We start from the raw sequence: 24,111 nt of genomic DNA on the forward strand, positions 1-24,111 counted from the left end.
CCTGCATAGCGCGGGGAGCTTTGCTATTTCTGGAGTAAACCACCATGTCTGAAGGCTGGAACATTGCCATCCTGGGCGCAACAGGCGCCGTAGGCGAAGCCCTGCTCGAAACGCTGGCTGAACGTCAGTTCCCGGTCGGTGAGATTTATGCGCTGGCGCGTAATGAAAGTGCGGGCGAACATCTGCGCTATAGCGGCAAGTCGGTCATTGTGCAGGATGTCGCTGATTTTGACTGGACGCAGGCGCAGCTGGCGTTTTTTGTCGCTGGCGCTGAAGCCTCTGCCGCATGGGTTGAGGAAGCCACCAATGCGGGCTGTCTGGTGATCGACAGCAGCGGCCTGTTTGCCCTGGAACCGGATGTGCCATTAGTGGTGCCGGAAGTAAACCCGTCTGTGCTGGCCGATTACCGCAACCGCAATGTGATTGCCGTAGCCAACAGCCTGACCAGCCAGTTGCTGGCCTCGCTGAAGCCGCTGATTGATGAAGGCGGTCTGTCGCGCATTAGCGTCACCAGCCTGCTTTCCGCTTCGGCACACGGGAAAAAAGCGGTGGATGCGCTGGCCGGTCAGAGCGCGAAACTGCTCAACGGTATCCCTATCGACGAAGATGATTTCTTTGGTCGCCAACTGGCGTTTAACATGCTGCCGCTCCTGCCGGACAGTGAAGGCAGCGTGCGCGAAGAGCGCCGTATCGTTGACGAAGTGCGTAAGATTTTGCAGGACGACGGGCTGATGATTTCCGCCAGTTGCATTCAGTCGCCGGTATTTTATGGCCATGCGCAAATGGTCAGTTTTGAAGCGCTGCGCCCGCTGGCGGCGGAAGAGGCGCGCGATGCCTTTTCTCGCGGCGAAGATATTGTGCTGTCTGAAGAGACTGACTTCCCGACTCAGGTGGGCGATGCGTCAGGCAATCCGCAGCTTTCTGTCGGCTGTGTGCGTAACGACTATGGCATGCCGGAGCAGGTTCAGTTCTGGTCGGTGGCCGATAACGTTCGCTTTGGCGGCGCGCTGATGGCGGTCAAAACCGCGGAAAAACTGGTGCAGGAGTACCTGTACTGATGTCAGCAGTGGAACAACCGCCAGTTTATAAAATTGCGCTGGGCATTGAGTACGACGGCAGCAAATATTATGGCTGGCAACGCCAGAACGAAGTGCGCAGCGTTCAGGAAAAGCTGGAAAAGGCGCTTTCTCAGGTTGCCAACGAACCTGTTAACGTGTTTTGCGCCGGGCGGACAGACGCTGGCGTACACGGAACGGGGCAGGTGGTGCATTTTGAAACTACCGCGTTGCGTAAAGACGCGGCGTGGACGCTGGGTGTAAATGCGAATTTACCTGGTGACATCGCGGTTCGTTGGGTTAAAGCTGTACCTGAGGATTTTCACGCCCGGTTTAGCGCAACGGCTCGCCGTTATCGCTACATCATCTACAATCATCGGTTGCGCCCGGCGATTTTAGGTCATGGGGTTACGCACTTTTATGAGCCGCTGGACGCAGAACGTATGCACCGGGCGGCGCAGTGTCTGATTGGTGAAAATGATTTTACCTCGTTTCGCGCGGTACAGTGCCAGTCGCGTACGCCGTGGCGAAACGTGATGCACATTAACGTGACGCGTCACGGTGCGTATGTGGTGGTCGATATCAAAGCCAATGCCTTTGTACATCATATGGTCAGGAATATTGTCGGTAGCCTGATGGAAGTAGGCGCCCACAACCAGCCGGAGAGCTGGATAGCAGAGTTGCTGGCGGCGAAGGACAGGCGGCTTTCAGCAGCAACGGCGAAAGCGGAAGGGTTGTATCTGGTTGCGGTTGATTACCCGGAACGGTTTGACCTTCCCAAAACGCCACTGGGCCCGCTGTTTCTGGCGGACTAATTTGAGTCGTATAAGGCATCAATATGGACCTGATTTATTTTCTGATTGATTTTATCCTGCACATTGACGTGCACCTGGCGGAGCTGGTCGCGGAATACGGCGTCTGGGTATATGCCATTCTGTTCCTGATCCTGTTTTGTGAAACCGGACTGGTGGTGACGCCGTTTCTGCCGGGGGATTCGTTGCTGTTTGTGGCGGGCGCGTTGGCGTCGCTGGAAACCAACGATCTCAACGTACATATTATGGTGATGTTAATGCTGATCGCCGCGATTGTCGGCGACGCGGTGAACTACACGATCGGCAGATTGTTTGGCGAACGGTTATTCAGTAACCCGAATTCAAAAATTTTCCGTCGCAGTTACCTTGATAAGACGCACCAGTTTTATGAGAAGCATGGCGGGAAAACCATTATTCTGGCCCGTTTTGTCCCGATTGTCAGAACCTTTGCGCCGTTTGTTGCGGGTATGGGACATATGTCTTATCGCCATTTTGCCGCGTATAACGTCATTGGCGCGCTTTTATGGGTGCTGCTCTTCACATATGCGGGGTATTTCTTCGGTACGATCCCTATGATTCAGGATAACCTTAAGTTACTGATCGTAGGGATTATTGTGGTGTCGATATTGCCAGGCGTGGTTGAAATCATTCGCCATAAGCGCGCTGCGTCGCGTGCCGCAAAATAGAAAGTAACTCAGCGGTTCGACCACTTTTTTATCCAAAGTTTCGGGCTGTTATGTTTTAATGTGCAACATTCATAGTCTGTTGGGGGCAAAAATGGCATTATGCGCTCCTGATAACAAAGCTGACGACTAAGGTTCAGGCAGAAAGGTCACTAATGAGCTGGATTGAACGAATTAAAAGCAACATTACTCCCACCCGCAAGGCAAGCATTCCTGAAGGGGTGTGGACCAAGTGTGATAGCTGCGGTCAGGTTTTATACCGTGCTGAGCTGGAACGTAATCTTGAGGTCTGTCCGAAGTGTGACCATCATATGCGCATGTCGGCGCGCAATCGCCTGCATAGCCTGTTAGATGAAGGAAGCCTTGTGGAACTGGGCAGCGAACTTGAGCCGAAAGATGTGCTGAAGTTCCGCGACTCCAAGAAGTATAAAGATCGTCTGGCTTCCGCGCAGAAGGAAACCGGCGAGAAAGACGCGCTGGTGGTGATGAAAGGTACGCTCCACGACATGCCGATTGTCGCGGCGGCGTTTGAGTTCTCCTTTATGGGCGGTTCTATGGGGTCTGTGGTCGGCGCGCGTTTTGTCCGTGCCGTTGAGCAGGCGCTGGAAGATAACTGCCCGCTGATCTGCTTCTCCGCTTCCGGCGGCGCGCGTATGCAGGAAGCGCTGATGTCGCTGATGCAGATGGCGAAAACCTCCGCTGCGCTGGCGAAAATGCAGGAGCGTGGTCTGCCGTATATCTCCGTGTTGACCGATCCGACAATGGGCGGCGTTTCCGCAAGTTTTGCGATGCTCGGCGATCTCAACATTGCAGAACCGAAAGCGTTAATCGGTTTTGCGGGCCCGCGTGTTATTGAACAAACCGTACGTGAGAAACTGCCGCCGGGATTCCAGCGCAGTGAGTTTCTGATTGAAAAAGGCGCTATCGATATGATCGTCCGCCGCCCGGAAATGCGCCTGAAACTGGCAAGCGTTCTGGCGAAGCTGATGAATCTTCCGGCGCCGAACCCGGATGCGCCGCGCGAAGGCGAGGTGGTGCCGCCGGTACCCGATCAGGAACCCGAGGCCTGATAGCTGATAAGGGCAGGGCCACTGGCGCTGCCCTTTTGCTTTTCTCAACGTAACGAATTTACAGGCATCATGGACAATAAACGCATTCCCCAAGCCGCGTCGCCCCTGGCAGCGTGGCTTTCTTATCTGGAAAACCTGCACAGTAAAACTATCGATTTGGGCCTGGAACGCGTAAGTCGGGTTGCGGCGCGTCTGGGTGTGCTGAAACCCGCGCCGTTTGTCTTTACGGTGGCGGGTACTAACGGTAAAGGAACAACCTGCCGCACGCTGGAGTCTGTGCTGACGGCGGCGGGCTATAAAGTGGGCGTCTACAGTTCTCCGCATCTGGTGCGCTATACCGAGCGCGTTCGCGTGCAGGGAAACGAGTTGCCGGAGTCTGCTCATACCGCCTCGTTCGCCGAGATTGAGGCCGCGCGCGAAGACATTTCTCTGACCTACTTTGAATACGGCACGCTGTCGGCGCTGTGGCTGTTTAAGCAGGCTCAGCTTGACGTGGTGATTCTGGAAGTCGGGCTGGGCGGACGTCTGGACGCGACCAATATTGTTGATGCGGATGTTGCGGTAGTGACCAGCATTGCGCTGGATCATACCGACTGGCTGGGGCCGGACCGCGAAAGTATCGGGCGTGAGAAGGCGGGGATCTTCCGGGCGGAAAAACCGGCTATCGTCGGCGAACCGGAAATGCCGTATACCATCGCCGATGTGGCGCAGGAAACCGGGGCGCAGTTACAGCGTCGCGGCGTGGACTGGCATTATGATGTGACGGGCGACGGCTGGTCGTTTACGGACGGCGAAGGTACGCTGGCGAATCTTCCGCTACCGCAGGTGCCTCAGCCTAACGCCGCCACCGCGCTGGCGGCACTGCGCGCCAGCGGGCTGAACATCAGCGAGCAGGCGATTCGTGACGGCATTGCCCGGGCGATTTTGCCCGGTCGTTTCCAGATAGTGAGCGAATCGCCACGGGTGATTCTGGATGTCGCACATAATCCCCATGCTGCGGAATATCTGACAGAGCGCCTGAAAATGTTGCCGAAAAACGGGCGTATACTTGCCGTTATCGGTATGCTACATGATAAAGATATCGCAGGGACGTTAGCCTGGCTGAAAAGCGTGGTCGACGACTGGTATTGCGCGCCGCTGGAAGGGCCGCGCGGCGCGACGGCGGAGCAATTGCTGGAACATCTGGGCAAAGGCACTGTCTATGACAGTGTCGCGCTGGCGTGGCATGCAGCGCTGGCAGAGGCGAAACCAGAAGATACCGTGCTGGTGTGTGGATCATTTCATACGGTTGCACATGTCATGGAAGTGATGGACGCGGGGAGAAGCGGTGGCGAGTAAGTTTCAGAATCGTTTAGTTGGCACAATCGTGCTGGTCGCTCTCGGGGTGATTGTGCTTCCCGGGTTGCTCGACGGGCAGAAAAAACACTATCAGGATGAGTTTGCGGCGATCCCGCTGGTGCCAAAGCCTGGCGATCGCGATGAGCCTGATATGATGCCAGCCGCAACACAGGCGTTGCCGACCCAGCCGCCTGAAGGCGCTGCTGAGGAGGTGCGTGCCGGAGATGCGGCAGCGCCGTCTCTGGACCCTTCCCGTTTTGCTGCGGAAAACAACGCCAGTTTCGATCCTGTCCCCGCACCTGTTGAGCCGCCGAAACCTAAACCGGTTGAAAAGCCGAAACCACAGCCGAAGCCGCAGCAACCGGTAGCGGCAACGCCGACACCGGCGCCTGAGCCGAAACCTGCTGCTGAAGAAAAACCCGCGCCAACGGGTAAAGCGTACGTTGTGCAGTTGGGGGCGTTGAAAAATGCCGATAAGGTCAATGAGATAGTGGGTAAACTTCGTGGCGCGGGCTTCCGGGTATATACTTCTCCGTCAACGCCGGTACAGGGTAAAATAACCCGTATCCTCGTCGGGCCTGACGCCTCAAGAGATAAGCTGAAAAATTCTCTTGGCGAGTTACAGCAGATCTCCGGTTTGAGTGGCGTGGTGATGGGTTACAGCCCGAACTAAGCCACCGCTGCCTGATGGCGACGCTGCGCGTCTTATCAGGCCTACGATGTACTGTTTTCCAGGCCGGATAAGGTGCTTGCCCGCCATCCGCGCGGAGTTCAGCCAGGCCTACGGTGTACTGTTTTGTAGGCCGGATAAGGTGCTTGCACCGCCATCCGGCAATGCCCGAAGAGGCAAAAAGTTTGATGGCGTTGAATATTTTTTCAGCGCCATTTTTATTTACGCGCGGGAAGGAAATCCCTACGCAAACGTTTTCTTTTTCTGTTAGAATGCGCCCCGAACAGGACGACAGGGCGTAAAATCGTGGGACACATATGGTCTGGATTGATTACGCCATTATCGCGGTGATTGGTTTTTCCTGTCTGGTTAGCCTGATCCGTGGCTTTGTTCGTGAAGCGTTATCGTTGGTGACATGGGGTTGTGCTTTCTTTGTCGCCAGCCATTACTACACTTACCTGTCTGTCTGGTTTACGGGCTTTGAAGACGAACTGGTTCGAAATGGGATTGCTATCGCGATACTGTTTATCGCGACGCTTATCGTCGGCGCTATCGTGAACTTTGTGATAGGTCAGCTGGTGGAGAAAACCGGCCTGTCGGGTACTGACAGGGTGTTGGGGATCTGTTTTGGCGCGCTGCGAGGAGCGTTAATCGTCGCCGCCATTCTGTTCTTTCTCGATACGTTTACCGGCCTGTCGAAAAGCGAAGACTGGAGCAAGTCGCAGCTTATCCCGCAGTTCAGTTTCATCATCAGATGGTTCTTTGACTATCTGCAAAGCTCGTCAAGTTTCTTGCCCAGAACGTAACGGTTCTGAGATGTGGCTTAACGAGGAAAAGACGTATGTGCGGTATTGTCGGTATCGCCGGTGTTATGCCGGTAAACCAGTCGATTTATGACGCGTTAACGGTGCTCCAGCATCGTGGTCAGGATGCCGCTGGCATCATCACCATTGATGCCAACAACTGCTTCCGCTTGCGTAAGGCAAACGGACTGGTGAGCGATGTTTTTGAAGCTCGCCATATGCAGCGTATGCAGGGCAATATGGGCATCGGGCATGTGCGTTACCCAACGGCTGGCAGCTCCAGCGCCTCCGAAGCTCAACCTTTTTACGTCAACTCGCCGTATGGCATCACGCTTGCTCATAACGGCAACCTGACCAACGCGCATGAGCTGCGTAAAAAGCTGTTTGAAGAAAAACGTCGTCACATTAACACCACGTCAGATTCTGAAATCCTGCTCAATATTTTTGCCAGCGAGCTGGATAACTTCCGTCATTACCCGCTGGAAGCCGATAACATTTTTGCCGCCATTGCCGCGACCAACCGCCAGATTCGCGGCGCGTATGCCTGTGTGGCGATGATTATCGGGCACGGTATGGTGGCTTTCCGCGATCCGAACGGCATCCGCCCGCTGGTGCTGGGCAAACGCGACATTGGCGATGGCCGCACTGAATATATGGTTGCGTCCGAAAGCGTGGCGCTTGATACGCTGGGCTTCGAATTCCTGCGCGATGTGGCGCCGGGCGAAGCGGTGTACATCACCGAAAAAGGCCAGTTGTTTACCCGCCAGTGCGCGGATAACCCGGTCAGCAATCCGTGCCTGTTCGAATACGTCTACTTTGCGCGCCCGGACTCGTTCATCGATAAAATTTCCGTCTACAGCGCCCGCGTGAATATGGGGACGAAGCTGGGCGAAAAAATTGCCCGTGAATGGGAAGATCTGGATATCGACGTGGTGATCCCGATTCCAGAAACCTCCTGCGATATCGCGCTGGAAATCGCCCGCATTCTGGGTAAACCGTACCGCCAGGGCTTTGTGAAAAACCGCTACGTTGGCCGGACGTTTATCATGCCGGGCCAGCAGTTGCGCCGTAAGTCCGTGCGTCGCAAGCTGAACGCCAACCGCGCTGAATTCCGCGATAAGAACGTCCTGCTGGTGGATGACTCCATCGTGCGCGGCACCACCTCTGAACAGATTATTGAGATGGCCCGTGAAGCAGGCGCGAAGAAGGTCTATCTGGCTTCTGCGGCGCCGGAAATTCGCTTCCCGAACGTTTACGGTATCGATATGCCAACGGCAAATGAGCTGATTGCTCACGGTCGTGAAGTGGATGAAATTCGCCAGATCATCGGCGCTGATGGGCTTATCTTCCAGGATCTGGACGATTTGATTGAAGCTGTTCGCGCTGAGAACCCGGATATTCAGCAGTTTGAATGTTCGGTCTTTAACGGCGTGTATGTCACAAAAGACGTTGACCAGCAGTATCTCGACTATCTGGATTCCCTGCGTAATGATGACGTCAAAGCGATGCAGCGTCAGAACGAAGTGGAAAACCTGGAAATGCATAACGAAGGTTAATCTCTCCTCCCGGCAAGGGTGCGCAATCCGCGCCCTTGCTTGCAACGCCCCGTAAAATCCTGCAAAGTCAGCCCAGACGCAAGAAAGGGCAAAAATCATGAAACGACTCATTGTAGGGATTAGCGGCGCCAGCGGCGCGATTTATGGCGTGCGCTTGTTGCAGGTTCTGCGTGACGTGGCGGATGTGGAGACCCACCTGGTGATGAGTCCGGCTGCGCGTCAGACGCTTGCGCTGGAAACCGAATTTTCCTTGCGGGAGGTGCAGGCTCTGGCCGATGTCACCCATGATGCGCGCGATATTGCCGCCAGTATCTCTTCTGGTTCCTTTCAGACGGCGGGGATGGTGATTTTACCGTGCTCGATCAAAACGCTCTCCGGTATTGTACACAGCTATACTGACGGACTTCTCACCCGTGCGGCGGATGTTGTCCTGAAAGAACGCCGCCCGCTGGTGTTGTGCGTGCGGGAAACGCCGCTGCATTTAGGACACCTGCGCCTCATGACTCAGGCGGCTGAAATTGGCGCCGTTATTATGCCACCGGTTCCCGCGTTTTATCATTGCCCGCAAACGCTGGATGATGTGATTAATCAGACGGTTAATCGTGTTCTGGATCAGTTTGATATCACGTTGCCGCACGATCTTTTCACCCGTTGGCAGGGCGCATAACGCTGCCCGTTCACAGTGCGTTTTTGCACAAATTGCCCTGTTTCAGGGCAATTTTGTAACCGCGATCATATCCTCAACATTTAATTCGCTAAAAGCGACCGAAACGCTGCGGTTCAACCGTCATACCTGCTATCTTCAACATCAGGACAATATTGCAACGTTTTATTAACATATTTAACGTCAAATAGGGACGCCGACGTGAAAATGGCATAAGACCTGCATGAAAAAGTCTGCAAACACACAACACAATGCAAAACATAATAAAATTACGCCACTTGAGGGTTATGTATGAAGAAGACAGTTCTCGCTTTGTCTTTGCTGGTAGGACTTTCCGCAACGGCGGCCAGCTACGCAGCGCTACCGCAGACGGTTCGTATTGGTACAGACGCGACATATGCGCCTTTCTCATCGAAAGATGCCAAAGGGGATTTTGTCGGTTTTGATATCGATCTGGGCAATGAGATGTGCAAGCGTATGCAGATCAAATGCACCTGGGTCGGTAGCGATTTTGACGCGCTGATTCCTTCCCTGAAAGCGAAGAAAATCGATGCCATCATTTCATCGCTCTCCATTACCGAGAAACGCCAGCAGGAGATTGCCTTCTCCGACAAACTGTATGCCGCCGACTCGCGCCTGATTGCCGCGAAAGGCTCATCTGTCCAGCCGACGATTGACTCGCTGAAGGGCAAGCACGTTGGCGTACTGCAAGGCTCCACTCAGGAAGCCTATGCGAATGATAACTGGCGCAGCAAAGGCGTGGATGTTGTGGCCTACGCGAACCAGGATCTCATCTATTCCGACCTGACGGCGGGCCGTCTTGATGCTGCATTGCAGGATGAAGTTGCGGCCAGCGAAGGGTTCCTCAAACAGCCTGCGGGCAAGGACTATGCGTTTGCCGGTCCTTCCGTGAAAGATAAAAAGTACTTTGGCGACGGCACCGGGGTTGGCTTGCGTAAAGACGATACCGAGCTGAAAGCGGCGTTTGATAAAGCGCTGAGCGATCTGCGTGCTGACGGCACCTACGACAAGATGGCGAAAAAGTACTTTGACTTTAACGTCTACGGCGACTGACAGGTTGCTGCGGGGAGTGTTGCGCACCGTTTTGGTTAACCATCACGGTGCGTGATGAGAGATTTGCACCATCATGGTGCGTTTGTCGCTGTCAAAATGAGCATGAATGCATACTTAAGCGCTTTTCATGCAAAATAAACCGGCTGACAGGGTAGAATGCTTTGCCTTGTCGGCCCGATTAATGGCACGATAACTGCACCTGGTCCTGTAAAGATCCCCTATAAAAGACAGTCTGTTGAGGATAGTTATGAAAAAACTGGTGTTGTCTCTTTCTCTGGTCCTGGCTTTCTCCAGTGCTACCGCAGCATTTGCAGCCATTCCGCAAAAAGTTCGTATCGGTACCGATCCGACTTATGCCCCTTTTGAATCGAAAAATGCACAGGGTGAATTGGTCGGTTTTGATATCGATCTGGCCAAAGAGCTGTGCAAACGCATTAATACACAATGTACCTTCGTGGAAAACCCGCTGGATGCGCTGATCCCGTCGTTAAAAGCGAAGAAAATCGATGCCATCATGTCCTCGCTTTCCATCACCGAAAAGCGTCAGCAGGAAATCGCGTTTACCGACAAGTTCTATGCAGCAGACTCTCGCCTGGTCGTCGCCAAAGATTCTGATATCCAGCCGACCGTTGAGTCCCTGAAAGGCAAGCGTGTTGGCGTATTGCAGGGCACTACGCAGGAAACGTTTGGTAATGAGCACTGGGCGCCGAAAGGCATTGAAATCGTCTCTTACCAGGGTCAGGACAATATCTATTCCGACCTGACGGCAGGGCGTATCGATGCCGCTTTCCAGGATGAAGTCGCAGCCAGCGAAGGCTTCCTGAAGCAGCCTGTAGGCAAAGATTACAAATTCGGCGGCCCGTCAGTGAAAGACGAGAAACTGTTCGGTGTGGGTACGGGTATGGGGCTGCGCAAAGAGGATAACGAACTGCGCGAAGCCCTGAACAAAGCATTTGCGGAAATGCGTGCTGACGGTACTTACGAGAAGCTGGCGAAAAAGTACTTTGATTTTGATGTTTACGGCGGTTAATCGCCGCTGGTGCAGATAACGCCCGCAGATTTTTGACGCGCTGATTTTATGCCTGATGGCGCTGCGCTTATCAGTCCTACAGAGATTTTGTAGGTCGGATAAGGCAAAGCCGCCATCCGGCATTTAACGGCTCGACTGAGATCAAAAGAGGCGTCTTACTCACCACACACGACAGGACAGGCAGCATGTTGTACGGGTTTTCAGGTGTTATTTTTCAGGGCGCGCTTGTCACGCTTGAGCTGGCCCTCAGCTCAGTTGTGCTGGCCGTGCTGATCGGTCTTGTCGGCGCGGGCGCGAAACTTTCGCAAAACCGGGTGACGGGACTTATTTTCGAAGGCTATACCACCCTGATTCGCGGGGTGCCGGATCTGGTTTTAATGCTGCTGATTTTCTACGGGTTGCAAATCGCGCTCAATGCGGTGACCGACGCGATGGGAATAGGGCAGATTGATATTGATCCGATGGTCGCCGGTATTATCACCCTGGGTTTTATCTATGGCGCGTACTTTACGGAAACTTTCCGTGGCGCGTTTATGGCGGTGCCCAAAGGGCATATTGAAGCGGCGACGGCATTCGGTTTCACCGGTTCGCAAATATTCCGGCGGATTATGTTCCCGGCGATGATGCGCTACGCCTTACCGGGGATTGGTAATAACTGGCAGGTTATCCTCAAAGCGACGGCGCTGGTTTCGCTGCTCGGGCTGGAAGATGTGGTCAAAGCCACGCAGCTGGCCGGCAAGAGTACCTGGGAGCCATTCTATTTCGCCGTAGTGTGCGGGCTGATTTATCTGGTATTTACAACGGTTTCCAATGGTGTGCTGCTGTTCCTCGAGCGCCGCTACTCCGTGGGTGTGAAGAGGGCTGACCTGTGATCGAGATTATTCAGGAGTACTGGAAATCCCTGCTCTGGAGCGATGGCTATCGCTTTACCGGCGTGGCCATTACGCTGTGGCTGCTGATCTCCTCGGTGGTGATGGGCGGCATTCTGGCGCTGTTTTTGGCGATTGGCCGCGTTTCCAGCAACAAATTTATCCAGTTCCCCATCTGGTTGTTTACCTATGTTTTTCGCGGTACGCCGCTGTATGTGCAACTGCTGGTGTTCTATTCCGGGATGTACACGCTGGAGATCGTGAAAGGAACCGATCTCCTCAACGCGTTTTTCCGTAGCGGTCTTAACTGTACCGTTCTGGCGTTGACGCTGAATACCTGCGCCTATACCACGGAGATTTTCGCTGGCGCCATCCGTTCAGTACCGCACGGGGAAATTGAAGCGGCGCGGGCGTATGGCTTCTCATCGTTCAAAATGTATCGCTGTATTATTTTACCTTCCGCGCTGCGTATCGCGCTGCCAGCATACAGTAACGAAGTGATCCTGATGCTGCACTCAACCGCGCTGGCATTTACCGCGACGGTGCCGGATTTGCTGAAAATCGCCCGTGATATTAACTCGGCAACCTATCAACCGTTTACCGCATTCGGCATTGCCGCTGTGCTGTATTTGATTATTTCGTATGTCCTGATTAGCCTGTTCCGTAAAGCGGAAAAGCGCTGGCTCCAGCACGTGAAACCTTCTTCAACGCACTGAGAATACGATGTCTGAGAATAAATTAAACGTTATCGATTTGCACAAGCGCTACGGCGAACATGAGGTGCTGAAAGGGGTATCGCTACAGGCTAACGCCGGAGATGTGATCAGTATTATCGGATCGTCTGGCTCCGGTAAGAGTACCTTTCTGCGCTGTATTAACTTCCTCGAAAAACCGAGCGAAGGGTCGATTGTGGTGAGCGGCCAGAATATTTCCCTGGTGCGTGATAACGACGGCCAGCTCAAGGTCGCCGATAAAAACCAGCTGCGGTTGCTGCGTACGCGCCTGACGATGGTATTTCAGCACTTCAATCTCTGGAGCCACATGACGGTGCTGGAGAACGTTATGGAAGCGCCGATTCAGGTGCTGGGATTAAGCAAACATGAAGCGCGCGAGCGTGCGGTGAAATACCTGGCGAAAGTCGGTATTGATGAACGTGCGCAGGGAAAATACCCGGTACACCTCTCCGGTGGTCAGCAGCAGCGCGTCTCAATTGCCCGCGCGTTGGCGATGGAACCTGAGGTGCTGCTGTTTGATGAGCCGACATCGGCGCTTGACCCCGAACTGGTAGGCGAAGTCTTGCGTATCATGCAGCAGTTAGCGGAAGAGGGGAAAACGATGGTGGTGGTGACGCATGAAATGGGGTTTGCCCGCCATGTTTCCACCCATGTGATTTTCCTGCATCAGGGGAAAATCGAAGAAGAAGGCGATCCAGAGCAGGTATTTGGCAACCCGCAAAGCCCGCGTTTGCAACAGTTCCTGAAAGGCTCGCTGAAGTAGCGGTTTATCCGTCGCTCAGAGAAACAATTTTGCCCGGTGGCGCTGTGCTTACCGGGCCGACACGTAGGCCGGATAAGGCATCGCCGCCATCCGGCGATTATCGCCCCATTTCGCTTTCCAGACGGTATACCCATTCGTCATACCGGATGCCGTTCACCTCATAGGCGTTTTCCAGCACCTGAGTCCGCGTAAAACCACGCTTTTCCAGCACGCGCACAGACGCGTGATTCTCTGCCAGTACATAGGCGTTTATCGCTTTCACGCTGGTATGCGTAAAGGCGTAATCGCAGACGGCATATAAGGCTTCTGTGGCGATCCCTCTCCCTTGCGCTTCCGGGAGCACCGTATAGCCGATATCGGCTTCCTGCGGATAATGGTGGCTAATTTGTAAGCCAATGTCGCCCAAAGGCTTATCGCTGTTATGCAGGCGGATGACGAAGGTATGCTTTGAGACGAGGCGACGGGCGAACAGCAGGCGAGTATCTTTTTCCGGCGTGATATCAGCCATATAACGCATGATGTCAGGGTTTTCACGCAGTGCGAGAAAAAAGGACCAGTCAGTAGGTTGAAAAAGGGAGAGGGTCAATCGGGAGGTGGTTATTATCGCCATAAAATCGCCATTCCAGAAGTCAGGCATACTACCTTACCACTGGAATGGCTACAGTGACCAGGTGAATGGTTTAACGGATCACATCGGCCAGCGCTTCTTCTAAATCGTACCAGCGAAATGAAAACCCCGCCGCCTCCAGTCTTTTTGGCAATGCGCGCTGTCCGCCCAGCACCAGTACCGATGATTCCCCCATTAACAGGCGGATGACGGTCGCGGGAACGCGCAGGATTGCGGGGCGGTTCAGCGCATGACCCAGCGCATGGGCGAACTGTTCATTACGAACCGGATAAGGCGAAACCATATTGAACGGGCCGCGCAGGTCGTTATCCAGCAGCCAGAGAATACCGTTTACCATATCATCGATATGGATCCAGGCCAGATACTGACGCCCATTGCCAATTGGCCCTCCCAGCCCCAGGCGAAACGGCGGGATCATTTTGGCCAGAATGCCGCCTTCCGGCGCCAGGACGACGCCGGTGCGTAGCAGACAAACGCGCGTTTTATCACTTTGCGCGCTACAGGCAATCTGCTCCCAACGCGCGCATAACTTATGGGTAAATTCGTTATGCGGCGGTTCTTCTTCCGTTACGACAACTTCGCCCAGATCGCCGTAATAGCCTGCGGCAGACCCGGAAATTAACGCGGCCGGGGGCGTCTCGCTGGCGTTGATCAAATCCGCCAGCTTTTGCGTGATGGACCAGCGGCTTTGACACAAACGCTCTTTTTGCTGCGCAGTCCAGCGTTTGTCGGCGATAGGCTCGCCAGCAAGGTTGACCACGGCGTCTATGTCGTTGAGGTTCTGCCTGTCCTCCAGCCCTTTCCACAGCGCAACCCGGGAGTCGAGAAGCTGACGCGCCTTATCGGGACTCCGTGTGACGACCGTCACCTGATGCCCCAGCGCCAGCAGACGGGGAATCAGGTGACGTCCTATCAGGCCAGTACCGCCGGTAATCAGAATCTGCATGTTTCCTCCCGGATAGCGCTTAACGTCGCCAGCTGAGCGTCATGGAGACGGAATCGGCATAACGCAGCGCATGAAGTTTGTCGATCTCTACTTCAGCATAAGTGACCCAGTGATGTTCGCGTGCGATGTCGAGCACATCCTGAGTTAATTTTTCTAACAGCGAGAATCGGTTGCTCTCCACATGCTGAATAATGTTTTTTGTGATGGTGCGGTAATTCAGCGCGTCGTTGATGTCCTCGCTTACGCGGGCTTTTTCCGCCGGATAGTGAATGGCAACGTTAATAACGATATCCTGGCGGTTGAGGATCTCTTCCTCTTTGATACCGATAAACGTGCGCAGACGAAGGTTTTTTATACGAATAATAGCGTCAGGTTGTGACATTGCAGGCGTCCTCCATGGTTGAACCTTTGCATGATACACGAGAACCCGACCGCGTTATTCGCTCTGACTCTCAGGCTTCTGCTAAGGCCGCAGTCTTGCGCGTTCTGTTGCCGGGCTCAGTATGAGTTTTCATCAGGTGACAGTATGCGAAAGACTCTATATTTTGAGAGAAAGCCCAAAGAACGAAGAGGACATTATGAGCAAACCCGAGATTACGCTTTGGTCAGACGCTAACTTTTTCTCTCCTTACGTCTTATCCGTTTATGTTGCCTTGCAGGAGAAAGGACTGCCTTTTACCCTCAAAACCGTTGACCTGAGCAGCGGCGAGCATTTGCAGCCCTCATGGCAGGGCTACGCGTTAACGCGCCGCGTCCCGGTGCTGGAAATCGATGGCTTTGAGCTTAGCGAGTCGTCGGCGATTACCGAGTATCTGGAAGATCGCTTTGCGCCGCCGCAGTGGGAGCGCATCTACCCGCACGATCTGCAAAAACGCGCCCGCGCGCGCCAGATTCAGGCGTGGTTACGCAGTGATTTAATGCCCATTCGCGAGGAACGTTCGACGGATGTGGTCTTTGCGGCGGCCAGGAAAGGCCCGTTAAGCGAAGCGGGGAAAGAGAGCGCGGCAAAACTGGTGGCGACGGCCAGTGGTTTGCTCGCTCACGGTAAGCCGAATTTATTTGGCGAATGGTGTATTGCGGATACCGATTTGGCGCTCATGCTTAACCGCCTCGTACTGAATGGCGACGAGATTCCTGAGGCACTGGCGGAATATGCAGCATTCCAGTGGCAGCGCGCCTCCGTTCAACGTTTTATTGCGCTTTCCGCAAAGCGTTCCGGCTGATAATCCGCGTATAATCCAGTATCATAGAGCGGTTTTTTATGACGAGGAGTGAGTGATGAAACTGATGTTTGCATCGGACATTCATGGTTCGTTACCTGCGACAGAGCGCGTACTTGAACGGTTTGCGCAAAGTGGCGCGCAATGGCTGGTGATACTGGGTGATGTGCTTTATCACGGGCCGCGTAACGCGCTGCCGGAAGGCTACGCACCGGCGCAGGTGGCAGAACGCCTGAACGAGCAGGCGGCGCGTATTATTGCGGTACGGGGAAACTGTGACAGCGAAGTGGATCAGATGCTGCTCCACTTCCTGATAACCGCGCCGTGGCAGCAAGTGCTGCTGGAAAACCGGCGCATCTTCCTGACCCACGGACACCTGTTCGGGGCGGATAATGTACCCGCGTTAAATGCGGGCGACGTTCTTGCTTATGGGCATACTCATCTGCCGGTCGCTGAAAAACGCGGCGAGCTGTATCACTTTAATCCAGGCTCAGTCAGCATCCCGAAAGGTGGGTTTGCAGCAAGCTACGGCATTCTGGATGATAATGTTTTGAGCGTAATCGCACTCAATGATCAAAGTATCATTGCGCAGGTCGCGATTAATCCGTAATTTACCCCACAATTGTAAATGCGCCGTAAGAGCGCCAGAAAAAGAAGGTTTCCTGATGGTGGAACAGCGTCGTTTGGCAAGTACTGAATGGGTGGATATTGTGAATGAAGAGAACGAAGTCATTGCGCAATCCAGCCGGGAGCAAATGCGAGCGCAGCGCTTACGTCATCGTGCAACGTATATCGTCGTGCATGATGGTATGGGCAAAATTCTGGTTCAACGCCGTACTGAGACAAAAGACTTTTTGCCCGGCATGTTAGATGCCACCGCAGGTGGGGTGGTGCAGGCCGATGAGCAACTGCTGGAGTCTGCACGACGTGAAGCGGAAGAAGAACTGGGTATCGCAGGCGTGCCGTTTGCTGAGCACGGTCAGTTCTATTTTGAAGATGATAATTGCCGTGTCTGGGGCGGATTATTTAGCTGCGTTTCTCATGGGCCATTCGCGCTTCAGGAAGAAGAGATCAGCGAAGTCTGCTGGCTGACGCCGGAAGAAATTACGGCGCGTTGCGATGAGTTCACCCCGGACTCATTGAAAGCGCTGGCGTTGTGGATGACCCGCAATGCCAACAATGAATCGGCAAAGCAAGAGAAGCAAGAAGAGACGGAATAAGGCCTCTAACAGCTATCCCGCAGGCATAAACTGGAGGCGATCTGTTTCCGATCGCTCCAGTTGCCATCCTTCAGACGTTCCAGCAGCGCGCGTCCGGCTTCAAGGCCTATCTTACGATGCGGTACGGCCATTGTCGTTAACGGCGGCTGACAAACCCGACTCACATCGCTGTCGCCGAATCCTACCACCGCCAGATCGTCAGGGACTTTGATCCGTCTGCGCTGACACTCATATAACGCACCGCAAGCCAGCTCATCGGATACGCACACCAGCGCGTCCAGCTCGGGCCACGCCAGAATAAATTCGGGAAGCTGCGAAGCGCCGGTGGAAAAGTTTGGCGGCAGGGCGGCGTTAATCACGCGATTGGGCGACATATGGTGGCGCAACATCGCCTTGTACCAGCCCTGCAAATGCTGTTGAAAGATCCACTGCTCCTGATTGGCGCAAAGCAGGCCAATATTCTGATAACCGCGCTGAATGAGCATTTCGGTCAGTTCGTACATTGCCGCGACGTTATCAATACCGATATTCATATCAATCGGATCGGTACGAATGGCGCCAATTTCCATCACCGGAATCGACGCGTTTTTTAACCAGTGACGCACCGTGTCGCTGTGCTCGACGCTGAGTAAAATGGCGGCGGCGATGTTGGAGGCCAGCAGCGTCTCCAGCAGTTTCTCTTCCTGTTCGAGATGGTGAAGGGACTCCGCCAGCATAATCTGGTATCCCGCAGGCTGTAAAACTTGCTGAAGTCCGGCAAACATTTCTGAACAACCGGCTTCCGTGAGGTTCGGGACGACCATCGCGATGGTCCGTGACGAGGCGGAAGCCAGCGCGCTTGCGGCAAGATTGGGCATGTAACCGAGTTCATTCACTGCGGCTTCGATTTTTTCCCGGAGTTTATCGGAAACTTGCTCAGGCGTGCGTAACGCACGGGACACGGTCATGGTGCCGACACCGGCAAGCTGAGCAACATCGGCGATGGTCACCTTACCAGTACTACGCCGTTTTCGAGTTATAGACATACAGATTCCTGCGCAATTACAACGTATTGAGATGTTTTTTTATTGTCATTCATCGCTTCACGGGAATAGCAGTATACGCCTTAAATCCGGTTTAAGGCTGTGATTTCACGCGTTGATTGTATTTTGATAGCGCTATCACATATCTGACTGATAACTTTTGATAGCGCTATCTTTGTGAATATGATCACAGATAAGGTTTCAGCGCTTGAATAAAGTTTGCTCATATCTGGCAATCACGCGAGGAGGATATGTGCTCAATCACTGGCTAACTGATGCAACCATCATGCGGCAGGCGAGAGTGGAAAACTGGCCGCAGGCGCTGGAAATATGCGCCAGACCGCTGCTGGATGCTGGCGTTATCACACCTGAATATGTGACGGCGATTGTTGAGCAGCATCATAAGCTGGGCGCGTATTACGTTCTGGCGCCGGGTCTGGCGATGCCGCATGCGCGACCGGAAGAGGGAGCAAAGGGATTAGGCTTGTCGTTGTTAAAGCTGGAGCAGGGTGTTTCATTTGGGGCGGGCGAGTTCGATCCGGTGGATATCATCGTGATGCTCGCGGCACCCGACAAACACAGCCATATTGAAATGATTTCGGCGCTGGCAGAGTTATTTTCCAGCGATGACGATATGGATAAATTACATCAGGCGAAGTCGCTGGAGGAAATAAAAACAATAATCGCACGTTTCTAATTTAATTACGCATTCCGAATTACCTGACACATTACGCGCCTGCGTGATGCGGGCGTACTCTACTTAAAAGAAGGTGATGATAATGAAAATTATGGCTATTTGCGGTTCTGGCCTGGGCAGTAGTTTTATGGTCGAAATGAATATTAAAAAAGTGCTCAGGAAGCTTGAAATTGATGCCGATGTTGAGCATTCCGATCTCTCCTCGGCGACGCCTGGCGCTGCGGATCTGTTTGTCATGGCGAAAGATATTGCCGCCAGCGCCAGCGTGCCGGAAAGCCAGCTGGTGGTGATTAATAACATTATCGATATTAATGAACTTGAAGCGCAGCTGCGCGCCTGGTTCGCCAAACAATAACCTTATTGCAAGCGAGGCGGATATGTTTATCCTTGAAACGCTGAATTTTGTTGTTGATATCTTAAAAGTGCCCTCGGTGCTGGTGGGGTTAATTGCCTTAATTGGCCTTGTCGCGCAGAAAAAAGCGTTTTCCGATGTGGTGAAAGGCACGATTAAAACTATTTTAGGTTTTATTGTACTGGGCGGCGGCGCAACGGTACTGGTCGGGTCTTTAAATCCACTCGGCGGAATGTTTGAACATGCGTTTAATATCCAGGGGATTATTCCAAATAACGAAGCGATTGTTTCCATCGCGCTGGAAAAATACGGGGCGTCTACGGCGCTGATCATGGCCTTTGGCATGGTGGCGAATATTGTGGTCGCCCGTTTTACCCGTCTGAAATACATCTTTCTGACAGGACACCATACGTTTTATATGGCCTGTATGATCGGCGTAATCCTGACGGTTGCCGGTTTTGACGGCGTTGGTCTCGTCTTTACCGGATCGCTGATTCTGGGGCTGGTGATGGCCTTTTTCCCGGCGCTGGCGCAGCGCTATATGAAGCGTATCACCGGTACTGATGATATCGCGTTTGGTCACTTCGGCACGCTGGGTTATGTGCTGTCCGGCTGGATCGGCAGCCTTTGCGGTAAAGGTTCCCGCTCTACCGAAGAGATGAACCTGCCTAAAAACTTAAGCTTCCTGCGCGACAGTTCGATCTCTATCTCTCTGACCATGATGATTATCTATCTGATCATGGCGGTGAGCGCAGGGCGTGAATATGTCGAGAGCACCTTCAGCGGCGGTCAGAACTACCTGGTCTACGCCATCATTATGGCGATCACCTTTGCGGCGGGTGTGTTCATCATCCTACAGGGCGTACGTCTGATTCTGGCGGAAATCGTACCGGCCTTTACCGGATTCTCAGAAAAACTGGTGCCGAACGCCCGCCCGGCGCTGGACTGCCCGGTCGTCTATCCGTATGCGCCTAACGCGGTGCTGATTGGCTTCCTGTTTAGCTTCCTCGGCGGCCTGGTCGGTCTGTTCCTGCTCGGACAGATGAAGCTGGTGCTGATCCTGCCGGGCGTGGTGCCGCACTTCTTTACCGGTGCGACGGCTGGCGTATTTGGTAATGCCACCGGCGGGCGTCGCGGCGCGATGATCGGCGCATTTGCCAACGGTCTGTTGATCACTTTCCTGCCCGTTCTGCTGCTGCCCGTGCTGGGGGCGATCGGCTTTGCGAATACGACCTTCTCAGACGCTGATTTCGGCGCAGTGGGGATTGTGCTGGGCAATCTGGCGCGCTACCTGTCGCCGCTTGCCATCACAGGGCTTGTTGTGGCGTTGTTCGTGCTGCTGGTGGCGTACAACGTGTTTGCGAAAAACAAATCTGCGGGGGGTAACACGCAGGAGAATACCGGAGCCAAATTATGAATGTGAATGAAGTTACTCAACTGGCGCGCGATATTCGCGTTGCCACTCTTAAGTCATTGACGCAGCTTGGCTTTGGCCACTACGGTGGCAGCATGTCGGTAGTGGAGACGCTGGCGGTGCTGTACGGCGCGGTGATGAAGATTGACCCGGCCGACCCCGACTGGCCGGAGCGCGATTACTTTGTGCTGTCTAAAGGTCATGCTGGCCCGGCGCTCTACAGCACGCTGGCGATTAAAGGTTACTTTCCGACAGAAGAACTGAACACGCTGAACCAGAACGGCACCCGTCTGCCGAGCCATCCAGACAGGTTAAAAACGCGCGGCGTGGATGCGACGACCGGTTCACTGGGGCAGGGGATCTCGATTGCCGGGGGGATGGCGCTGTCGCACAAACTTGCCGGGCGCCCGAATCGGGTATTTTGTATCGTCGGCGACGGCGAGCTGAATGAAGGGCAGTGCTGGGAAGCGTTTCAGTTTATCGCCCATCATCGCCTGAACAACCTGACGGTGTTTATCGACTGGAACAAGCAGCAACTGGACGGCGAACTGGATGAGATTATTTGCCCGTTCGATCTGGAAGGGAAATTCCGCGCTTTCGGTTTTGATGTTGTCACCGTGAAAGGCGATGACATTGCCCAGCTGCTGGAGGTCGTTCAGCCGGTTCCGGCGGCGGATGCCCGTCCGCGCGTGGTGATCCTCGACAGTATTAAAGGACAGGGCGTGCCCTACCTGGAGCAATTAAGCAACTCCCACCACCTGCGTCTGACCGATGAGATGAAAAAGGCGCTTAACGAGACGATTCGCCAACTGGAGGCCGCGCATGATTAAGGTTGCACCCGCGGGACAAAAAGAGAACATGGAAATGCGTAAAGTGTACGCCGGATTTGTGGCGGAGCAGATAGAGGCCGGAAGCCAGATTATCGCACTTGAAGCGGATCTCATGAGTTCTATGGCGATGGACGGCGTTGCGAGGGATTATCCTCAGCATGTGATCAACTGCGGCATTATGGAAGCCAATGTGATCGGCACTGCGGCAGGGCTATCGCTCACCGGACGCAAACCGTTTGTCCATACCTTCACCGCCTTTGCCAGCCGTCGCTGTTTTGATCAGCTGTTTATGTCGCTCGATTACCAGCGCAACAACGTCAAGGTGATCGCGTCGGATGCCGGCGTGACTGCCTGCCATAACGGCGGCACCCATATGTCTTTTGAAGATATGGGCATTGTGCGCGGGCTGGCGCATTCGGTCGTGCTGGAAGTGACCGATGCCGTCATGTTTAAAGATATTTTGCGCCAGCTTATCGAGCTTGAGGGTTTTTACTGGGTTCGAACCATCCGCAAACAGGCCCCGAGCATTTATGCGCCGGGATCGACGTTCACCATCGGTAAAGGGAATGTTCTGCGTGAAGGCAGTGATATCACGCTAATTGCCAACGGCATTATGGTTGCCGAGGCGCTGGAGGCGGCTCGCCAGCTGGAGCAGGATGGCGTGAACGCGGCGGTTATCGATATGTTTACCCTCAAGCCCATCGACCGTATGCTGGTAAAAAATTACGCGGAGAAAACCGGGCGAATCGTCACCTGTGAGAACCACAGCATTCATAATGGACTTGGGTCGGCCGTGGCTGAAGTGCTGGTTGAAACGTGCCCGGTGCCCATGCGCCGCGTCGGCGTTAAAGAGCGTTATGGTCAGGTCGGGACGCAGGATTTCTTGCAGAAGGAGTATGGTTTGACCGCAGAGGCCATTGTGGAAGCGGCGAAAACGCTGCTGTAATAACGATGTATTGTTGCCGGATGGCGCTACTGCTTATCCGGCCTACAATAACCTGACTCGTAGGCCGGATAAGACGCGCCAGCGTCGCCATCCGGCATTTTTGATCAATGGTATCCCATCAACTGCGCGCCGATAACCACCACGCTGGACATGATAAACAGCAATCCCAGCAGTGTCGCGCCAACCTTCAGCCAGTTGCGAAAATCGACCCGGCACACGCCTAATGTCGCCATTAACGATGCGGACGTTGGATAGATGATGTGACTGAAGCCATCGCCAAACTGGAAGGCCAGTACCGTAACCTGACGGTTTACGCCTACCAGATCGCCTAACGGAGCCAGAAGCGGCATCGTTAACGCCGCCTGACCGGAACCGGAGGTGACAAAGAAATTGAATACGGCCTGAAACAGCAGCATAAACCATGCGGCGACAGCGTTGTTCAGACCGCTAATACCGTGAGCAATACTGTTCAACAGGGTATTTAACACGCTGGCATCGCCCGCCTCGCCGTTACCCACGAGCAATAAAATACCTTTGGCGAAGCCGACCAGCAGGGCCGGGGCAATCATCATTCTGGCGCCTTCGGTGAACGAGGAGGCCATGATGTTCACCGTCATACCGTTGAGGCGGAAAATAACTCCAATGATGCCGATGACCACGCCCATCGTGAAGAACTGGCTGGCAATCTCAGGAATAAACCACGCGTGAACAGTCACTCCCCAGATAACCCAAATCATCACCCCGGTCAGCACAATCAGCACCAGCCAGTCGCCAGCGGTGAAAGGACGTTGAGCGATTTCGTCCTGCTTCTCACGAAAATAGCGATCGGATTCATGGACGCGCGACAGATGGGGATTCTTTTTCACCCGCGCGGCATAGGTCAGGGTAAAAAGAAGACCAATCAGCGTGGAAACGAACCACACAACAATGCGCAAGCTAGAGCCGGAAAGGACCGGTACGCCCGCAATCCCCTGCGCGACCACGACGCAAAACGGGTTCATCCATGAACTGGCAAAACCAATCTGGGTGGCGATATAGGTGACCAGTACGGTGGTAATGCTGTCATAGCCCAGGCGTACCATCAGCGGCGCGATAATAATCGCAAAGGCGACGGCCTCTTCCCCCATACCAAAAACCGCGCCGCCCAGTGAGAAGAGGATGAACAGCACCGGGATAAACAGCACCTCATTGCCGCGCGTATGGCGTATCAGCGCCAGAATACCGTTATCAATGGTGCCTGTACGCATGACGATGCCGAACGCGCCGCCGATCACCAGCATAAACATGATGATGCCGACAGCCGTGCCGAATTTAGAACCGGAGGTTAATCCTTCGAACGGGAAATTCATTAAGCCGGGTCTTTCATCGCCGGTTGTAAAGAGCTGGACGCGGTGATACTGCGCTTCACCGGCTTCGTTGGTGAGAATACGAAAAGAGTGGGGATCGACCACTTTGCGGGTTTTCGTCTGCCCGTCAACCTGATACTGCACCTCCTGGCTGTCGAACATTCCGACGGGAACAACCCAGGTGGCAAGACTGGTCAGAATGGCGACGAAAAAAATAATCACCAGCGTATCGGGCATCGCCCATTTTTTGGCAGGCCGCGATTGCGATTCTGTTACTGCGGACATAACACACTATCCCTGTTGCAAGGCAAAGAGATAATTATGCGAACAGAGGAATAGTTATTCATTGATACAGCGCAGCTAAGCGGG

27 protein-coding genes are annotated in these 24,111 nt (G+C 54.0%); 22 read left to right on the plus strand and 5 right to left on the minus strand.

The annotated features are described in order from the left end of the window. Positions 1 to 44 precede the first annotated feature (44 nt). The 14 genes from CKO_RS02050 to hisP all read left to right on the plus strand — a co-directional run bounded on the left by CKO_RS02050 (position 45) and on the right by hisP (position 13,121). Complete coding sequence (locus CKO_RS02050) at positions 45 to 1,058, plus strand: aspartate-semialdehyde dehydrogenase (protein ID WP_012131450.1); 1,014 nt, start codon at positions 45 to 47, stop codon at positions 1,056 to 1,058. After that, positions 1,058 to 1,870 carry a tRNA pseudouridine(38-40) synthase TruA gene (truA, locus tag CKO_RS02055; RefSeq protein WP_012131451.1) on the plus strand — a complete coding sequence of 271 codons (813 nt, stop codon included), beginning with the start codon at positions 1,058 to 1,060 and terminating at the stop codon, positions 1,868 to 1,870. The genes CKO_RS02050 and truA overlap by 1 nt, the downstream gene beginning before the upstream one ends. 23 nt (positions 1,871 to 1,893) lie before the next feature. Beyond that, positions 1,894 to 2,553, plus strand: coding sequence for a DedA family protein (locus tag CKO_RS02060; protein ID WP_012131452.1), 660 nt, complete (start codon positions 1,894 to 1,896; stop codon positions 2,551 to 2,553). A 152-nt stretch (positions 2,554 to 2,705) separates the two neighbouring features. After that, a complete protein-coding gene (gene accD / locus CKO_RS02065; protein WP_012131453.1) occupies positions 2,706 to 3,620 on the plus strand; it encodes an acetyl-CoA carboxylase, carboxyltransferase subunit beta in 915 nt (304 codons plus the stop codon). A 69-nt stretch (positions 3,621 to 3,689) separates the two neighbouring features. Then, a complete protein-coding gene (gene folC, locus CKO_RS02070) occupies positions 3,690 to 4,958 on the plus strand; it encodes a bifunctional tetrahydrofolate synthase/dihydrofolate synthase (protein ID WP_012131454.1) in 1,269 nt (422 codons plus the stop codon). Then, on the plus strand, positions 4,948 to 5,631 hold the full coding sequence (gene dedD, locus CKO_RS02075) for a cell division protein DedD (RefSeq protein ID WP_012131455.1): 684 nt from the start codon (positions 4,948 to 4,950) through the stop codon (positions 5,629 to 5,631). Before folC ends, dedD begins: the two co-directional genes overlap by 11 nt. A 314-nt stretch (positions 5,632 to 5,945) precedes the next feature. Continuing rightward, positions 5,946 to 6,434 (plus strand): colicin V production protein, encoded by a 489-nt coding sequence (cvpA, locus tag CKO_RS02080; RefSeq protein ID WP_012131456.1) that lies wholly within the window; start codon positions 5,946 to 5,948, stop codon positions 6,432 to 6,434. A 35-nt stretch (positions 6,435 to 6,469) separates the two neighbouring features. After that, entirely contained in the window at positions 6,470 to 7,987 is a 1,518-nt protein-coding gene (gene purF, locus CKO_RS02085) for an amidophosphoribosyltransferase (RefSeq protein WP_012131457.1), read from the plus strand. 97 nt (positions 7,988 to 8,084) lie between these two features. Then, positions 8,085 to 8,654, plus strand: a complete 570-nt coding sequence (gene ubiX, locus CKO_RS02090) for a flavin prenyltransferase UbiX (RefSeq protein WP_012131458.1) — start codon at positions 8,085 to 8,087, stop codon at positions 8,652 to 8,654. Positions 8,655 to 8,942: 288 nt separating this feature from the next. Then, entirely contained in the window at positions 8,943 to 9,725 is a 783-nt protein-coding gene (argT, locus tag CKO_RS02095) for a lysine/arginine/ornithine ABC transporter substrate-binding protein ArgT (RefSeq protein ID WP_012131460.1), read from the plus strand. A gap of 247 nt (positions 9,726 to 9,972) precedes the next feature. Next, entirely contained in the window at positions 9,973 to 10,755 is a 783-nt protein-coding gene (gene hisJ, locus CKO_RS02100; protein WP_012131461.1) for a histidine ABC transporter substrate-binding protein HisJ, read from the plus strand. Between the two features lie 185 nt (positions 10,756 to 10,940). Further along, on the plus strand, positions 10,941 to 11,627 hold the full coding sequence (locus CKO_RS02105) for a histidine ABC transporter permease HisQ (protein WP_012131462.1): 687 nt from the start codon (positions 10,941 to 10,943) through the stop codon (positions 11,625 to 11,627). Then, positions 11,624 to 12,340: a histidine ABC transporter permease HisM gene (gene hisM / locus CKO_RS02110; protein ID WP_012131463.1), complete on the plus strand. Its 717-nt coding sequence runs from the start codon at positions 11,624 to 11,626 to the stop codon at positions 12,338 to 12,340. The genes CKO_RS02105 and hisM overlap by 4 nt, the downstream gene beginning before the upstream one ends. Before the next feature lie 7 nt (positions 12,341 to 12,347). Then, a complete protein-coding gene (gene hisP, locus CKO_RS02115) occupies positions 12,348 to 13,121 on the plus strand; it encodes a histidine ABC transporter ATP-binding protein HisP (RefSeq protein ID WP_012131464.1) in 774 nt (257 codons plus the stop codon). 97 nt (positions 13,122 to 13,218) lie between these two features. Here the strand turns inward: hisP and CKO_RS02120 are convergent, their stop codons facing one another. From CKO_RS02120 to folX, 3 genes are all read right to left on the minus strand, one after another. Further along, a complete protein-coding gene (locus CKO_RS02120) occupies positions 13,219 to 13,731 on the minus strand; it encodes a GNAT family N-acetyltransferase (protein WP_024130151.1) in 513 nt (170 codons plus the stop codon). Between the two features lie 70 nt (positions 13,732 to 13,801). Further along, a complete protein-coding gene (locus CKO_RS02125; protein WP_012131466.1) occupies positions 13,802 to 14,695 on the minus strand; it encodes a TIGR01777 family oxidoreductase in 894 nt (297 codons plus the stop codon). Between the two features lie 19 nt (positions 14,696 to 14,714). Further along, the gene (gene folX, locus CKO_RS02130) at positions 14,715 to 15,077 is read right to left on the minus strand and encodes a dihydroneopterin triphosphate 2'-epimerase (protein ID WP_012131467.1); all 363 of its coding nucleotides are present in this window, start codon (positions 15,075 to 15,077) and stop codon (positions 14,715 to 14,717) included. 196 nt (positions 15,078 to 15,273) lie between these two features. Here folX and yfcF point away from each other — a divergent pair, with 196 nt between their 5' ends. Genes yfcF through yfcD form a run of 3 tightly spaced genes read left to right on the plus strand, consistent with a single transcriptional unit; the run spans position 15,274 to position 17,135 of the window. Beyond that, positions 15,274 to 15,918, plus strand: coding sequence for a glutathione transferase (gene yfcF / locus CKO_RS02135; protein WP_024130152.1), 645 nt, complete (start codon positions 15,274 to 15,276; stop codon positions 15,916 to 15,918). Positions 15,919 to 15,973: 55 nt separating this feature from the next. Beyond that, positions 15,974 to 16,525, plus strand: a complete 552-nt coding sequence (gene yfcE, locus CKO_RS02140; protein WP_012131469.1) for a phosphodiesterase — start codon at positions 15,974 to 15,976, stop codon at positions 16,523 to 16,525. Positions 16,526 to 16,580: 55 nt separating this feature from the next. Then, entirely contained in the window at positions 16,581 to 17,135 is a 555-nt protein-coding gene (gene yfcD / locus CKO_RS02145; RefSeq protein ID WP_012131470.1) for an NUDIX hydrolase YfcD, read from the plus strand. A 5-nt stretch (positions 17,136 to 17,140) separates the two neighbouring features. Here yfcD and CKO_RS02150 read toward each other — a convergent pair whose 3' ends face one another. Next, entirely contained in the window at positions 17,141 to 18,160 is a 1,020-nt protein-coding gene (locus tag CKO_RS02150; protein WP_012131471.1) for a LacI family DNA-binding transcriptional regulator, read from the minus strand. A gap of 250 nt (positions 18,161 to 18,410) precedes the next feature. On the opposite strand from CKO_RS02150, the gene CKO_RS02155 reads away from it, so the two are divergent. The 5 genes from CKO_RS02155 (at position 18,411) to CKO_RS02175 (ending at position 22,396) form a co-directional block, all read left to right on the plus strand. After that, the gene (locus CKO_RS02155) at positions 18,411 to 18,854 is read left to right on the plus strand and encodes a PTS sugar transporter subunit IIA (protein ID WP_024130154.1); all 444 of its coding nucleotides are present in this window, start codon (positions 18,411 to 18,413) and stop codon (positions 18,852 to 18,854) included. A gap of 82 nt (positions 18,855 to 18,936) precedes the next feature. Continuing rightward, a complete protein-coding gene (locus CKO_RS02160) occupies positions 18,937 to 19,209 on the plus strand; it encodes a PTS sugar transporter subunit IIB (RefSeq protein ID WP_024130155.1) in 273 nt (90 codons plus the stop codon). Between the two features lie 22 nt (positions 19,210 to 19,231). Beyond that, positions 19,232 to 20,623, plus strand: coding sequence for a PTS ascorbate transporter subunit IIC (locus tag CKO_RS02165; RefSeq protein ID WP_012131474.1), 1,392 nt, complete (start codon positions 19,232 to 19,234; stop codon positions 20,621 to 20,623). After that, the gene (locus CKO_RS02170) at positions 20,620 to 21,450 is read left to right on the plus strand and encodes a transketolase (protein WP_012131475.1); all 831 of its coding nucleotides are present in this window, start codon (positions 20,620 to 20,622) and stop codon (positions 21,448 to 21,450) included. Before CKO_RS02165 ends, CKO_RS02170 begins: the two co-directional genes overlap by 4 nt. Continuing rightward, positions 21,443 to 22,396, plus strand: coding sequence for a transketolase family protein (locus CKO_RS02175; RefSeq protein ID WP_012131476.1), 954 nt, complete (start codon positions 21,443 to 21,445; stop codon positions 22,394 to 22,396). Before CKO_RS02170 ends, CKO_RS02175 begins: the two co-directional genes overlap by 8 nt. Positions 22,397 to 22,500: 104 nt before the next feature. Here the strand turns inward: CKO_RS02175 and yfcC are convergent, their stop codons facing one another. After that, positions 22,501 to 24,027 (minus strand): putative basic amino acid antiporter YfcC, encoded by a 1,527-nt coding sequence (gene yfcC / locus CKO_RS02180; RefSeq protein ID WP_048902377.1) that lies wholly within the window; start codon positions 24,025 to 24,027, stop codon positions 22,501 to 22,503. Positions 24,028 to 24,111 lie beyond the last annotated feature (84 nt).

Source organism: Citrobacter koseri ATCC BAA-895, from assembly GCF_000018045.1.
GTDB classification, from domain to species: domain Bacteria; phylum Pseudomonadota; class Gammaproteobacteria; order Enterobacterales; family Enterobacteriaceae; genus Citrobacter_B; species Citrobacter_B koseri.

What these genes read in the sequence shown, in the direction of transcription:
- accD (WP_012131453.1), top strand. Translation starts at nt 2,706, where the DNA reads ATGAGCTGGATTGAACGAATTAAAAGCAACATTACTCCCACCCGCAAG.
- truA (WP_012131451.1), top strand. Translation starts at nt 1,058, where the DNA reads ATGTCAGCAGTGGAACAACCGCCAGTTTATAAAATTGCGCTGGGCATT.
- CKO_RS02175 (WP_012131476.1), top strand. Translation starts at nt 21,443, where the DNA reads ATGATTAAGGTTGCACCCGCGGGACAAAAAGAGAACATGGAAATGCGT.
- yfcE (WP_012131469.1), top strand. Translation starts at nt 15,974, where the DNA reads ATGAAACTGATGTTTGCATCGGACATTCATGGTTCGTTACCTGCGACA.
- CKO_RS02170 (WP_012131475.1), top strand. Translation starts at nt 20,620, where the DNA reads ATGAATGTGAATGAAGTTACTCAACTGGCGCGCGATATTCGCGTTGCC.
- CKO_RS02150 (WP_012131471.1), bottom strand. Translation starts at nt 18,160, where the DNA reads ATGTCTATAACTCGAAAACGGCGTAGTACTGGTAAGGTGACCATCGCC.
- CKO_RS02160 (WP_024130155.1), top strand. Translation starts at nt 18,937, where the DNA reads ATGAAAATTATGGCTATTTGCGGTTCTGGCCTGGGCAGTAGTTTTATG.
- hisP (WP_012131464.1), top strand. Translation starts at nt 12,348, where the DNA reads ATGTCTGAGAATAAATTAAACGTTATCGATTTGCACAAGCGCTACGGC.
- CKO_RS02105 (WP_012131462.1), top strand. Translation starts at nt 10,941, where the DNA reads ATGTTGTACGGGTTTTCAGGTGTTATTTTTCAGGGCGCGCTTGTCACG.
- CKO_RS02165 (WP_012131474.1), top strand. Translation starts at nt 19,232, where the DNA reads ATGTTTATCCTTGAAACGCTGAATTTTGTTGTTGATATCTTAAAAGTG.
- yfcC (WP_048902377.1), bottom strand. Translation starts at nt 24,027, where the DNA reads ATGTCCGCAGTAACAGAATCGCAATCGCGGCCTGCCAAAAAATGGGCG.
- argT (WP_012131460.1), top strand. Translation starts at nt 8,943, where the DNA reads ATGAAGAAGACAGTTCTCGCTTTGTCTTTGCTGGTAGGACTTTCCGCA.
- hisJ (WP_012131461.1), top strand. Translation starts at nt 9,973, where the DNA reads ATGAAAAAACTGGTGTTGTCTCTTTCTCTGGTCCTGGCTTTCTCCAGT.
- folX (WP_012131467.1), bottom strand. Translation starts at nt 15,077, where the DNA reads ATGTCACAACCTGACGCTATTATTCGTATAAAAAACCTTCGTCTGCGC.
- yfcD (WP_012131470.1), top strand. Translation starts at nt 16,581, where the DNA reads ATGGTGGAACAGCGTCGTTTGGCAAGTACTGAATGGGTGGATATTGTG.
- yfcF (WP_024130152.1), top strand. Translation starts at nt 15,274, where the DNA reads ATGAGCAAACCCGAGATTACGCTTTGGTCAGACGCTAACTTTTTCTCT.
- folC (WP_012131454.1), top strand. Translation starts at nt 3,690, where the DNA reads ATGGACAATAAACGCATTCCCCAAGCCGCGTCGCCCCTGGCAGCGTGG.
- cvpA (WP_012131456.1), top strand. Translation starts at nt 5,946, where the DNA reads ATGGTCTGGATTGATTACGCCATTATCGCGGTGATTGGTTTTTCCTGT.
- CKO_RS02050 (WP_012131450.1), top strand. Translation starts at nt 45, where the DNA reads ATGTCTGAAGGCTGGAACATTGCCATCCTGGGCGCAACAGGCGCCGTA.
- ubiX (WP_012131458.1), top strand. Translation starts at nt 8,085, where the DNA reads ATGAAACGACTCATTGTAGGGATTAGCGGCGCCAGCGGCGCGATTTAT.
- CKO_RS02125 (WP_012131466.1), bottom strand. Translation starts at nt 14,695, where the DNA reads ATGCAGATTCTGATTACCGGCGGTACTGGCCTGATAGGACGTCACCTG.
- CKO_RS02060 (WP_012131452.1), top strand. Translation starts at nt 1,894, where the DNA reads ATGGACCTGATTTATTTTCTGATTGATTTTATCCTGCACATTGACGTG.
- purF (WP_012131457.1), top strand. Translation starts at nt 6,470, where the DNA reads ATGTGCGGTATTGTCGGTATCGCCGGTGTTATGCCGGTAAACCAGTCG.
- CKO_RS02120 (WP_024130151.1), bottom strand. Translation starts at nt 13,731, where the DNA reads ATGGCGATAATAACCACCTCCCGATTGACCCTCTCCCTTTTTCAACCT.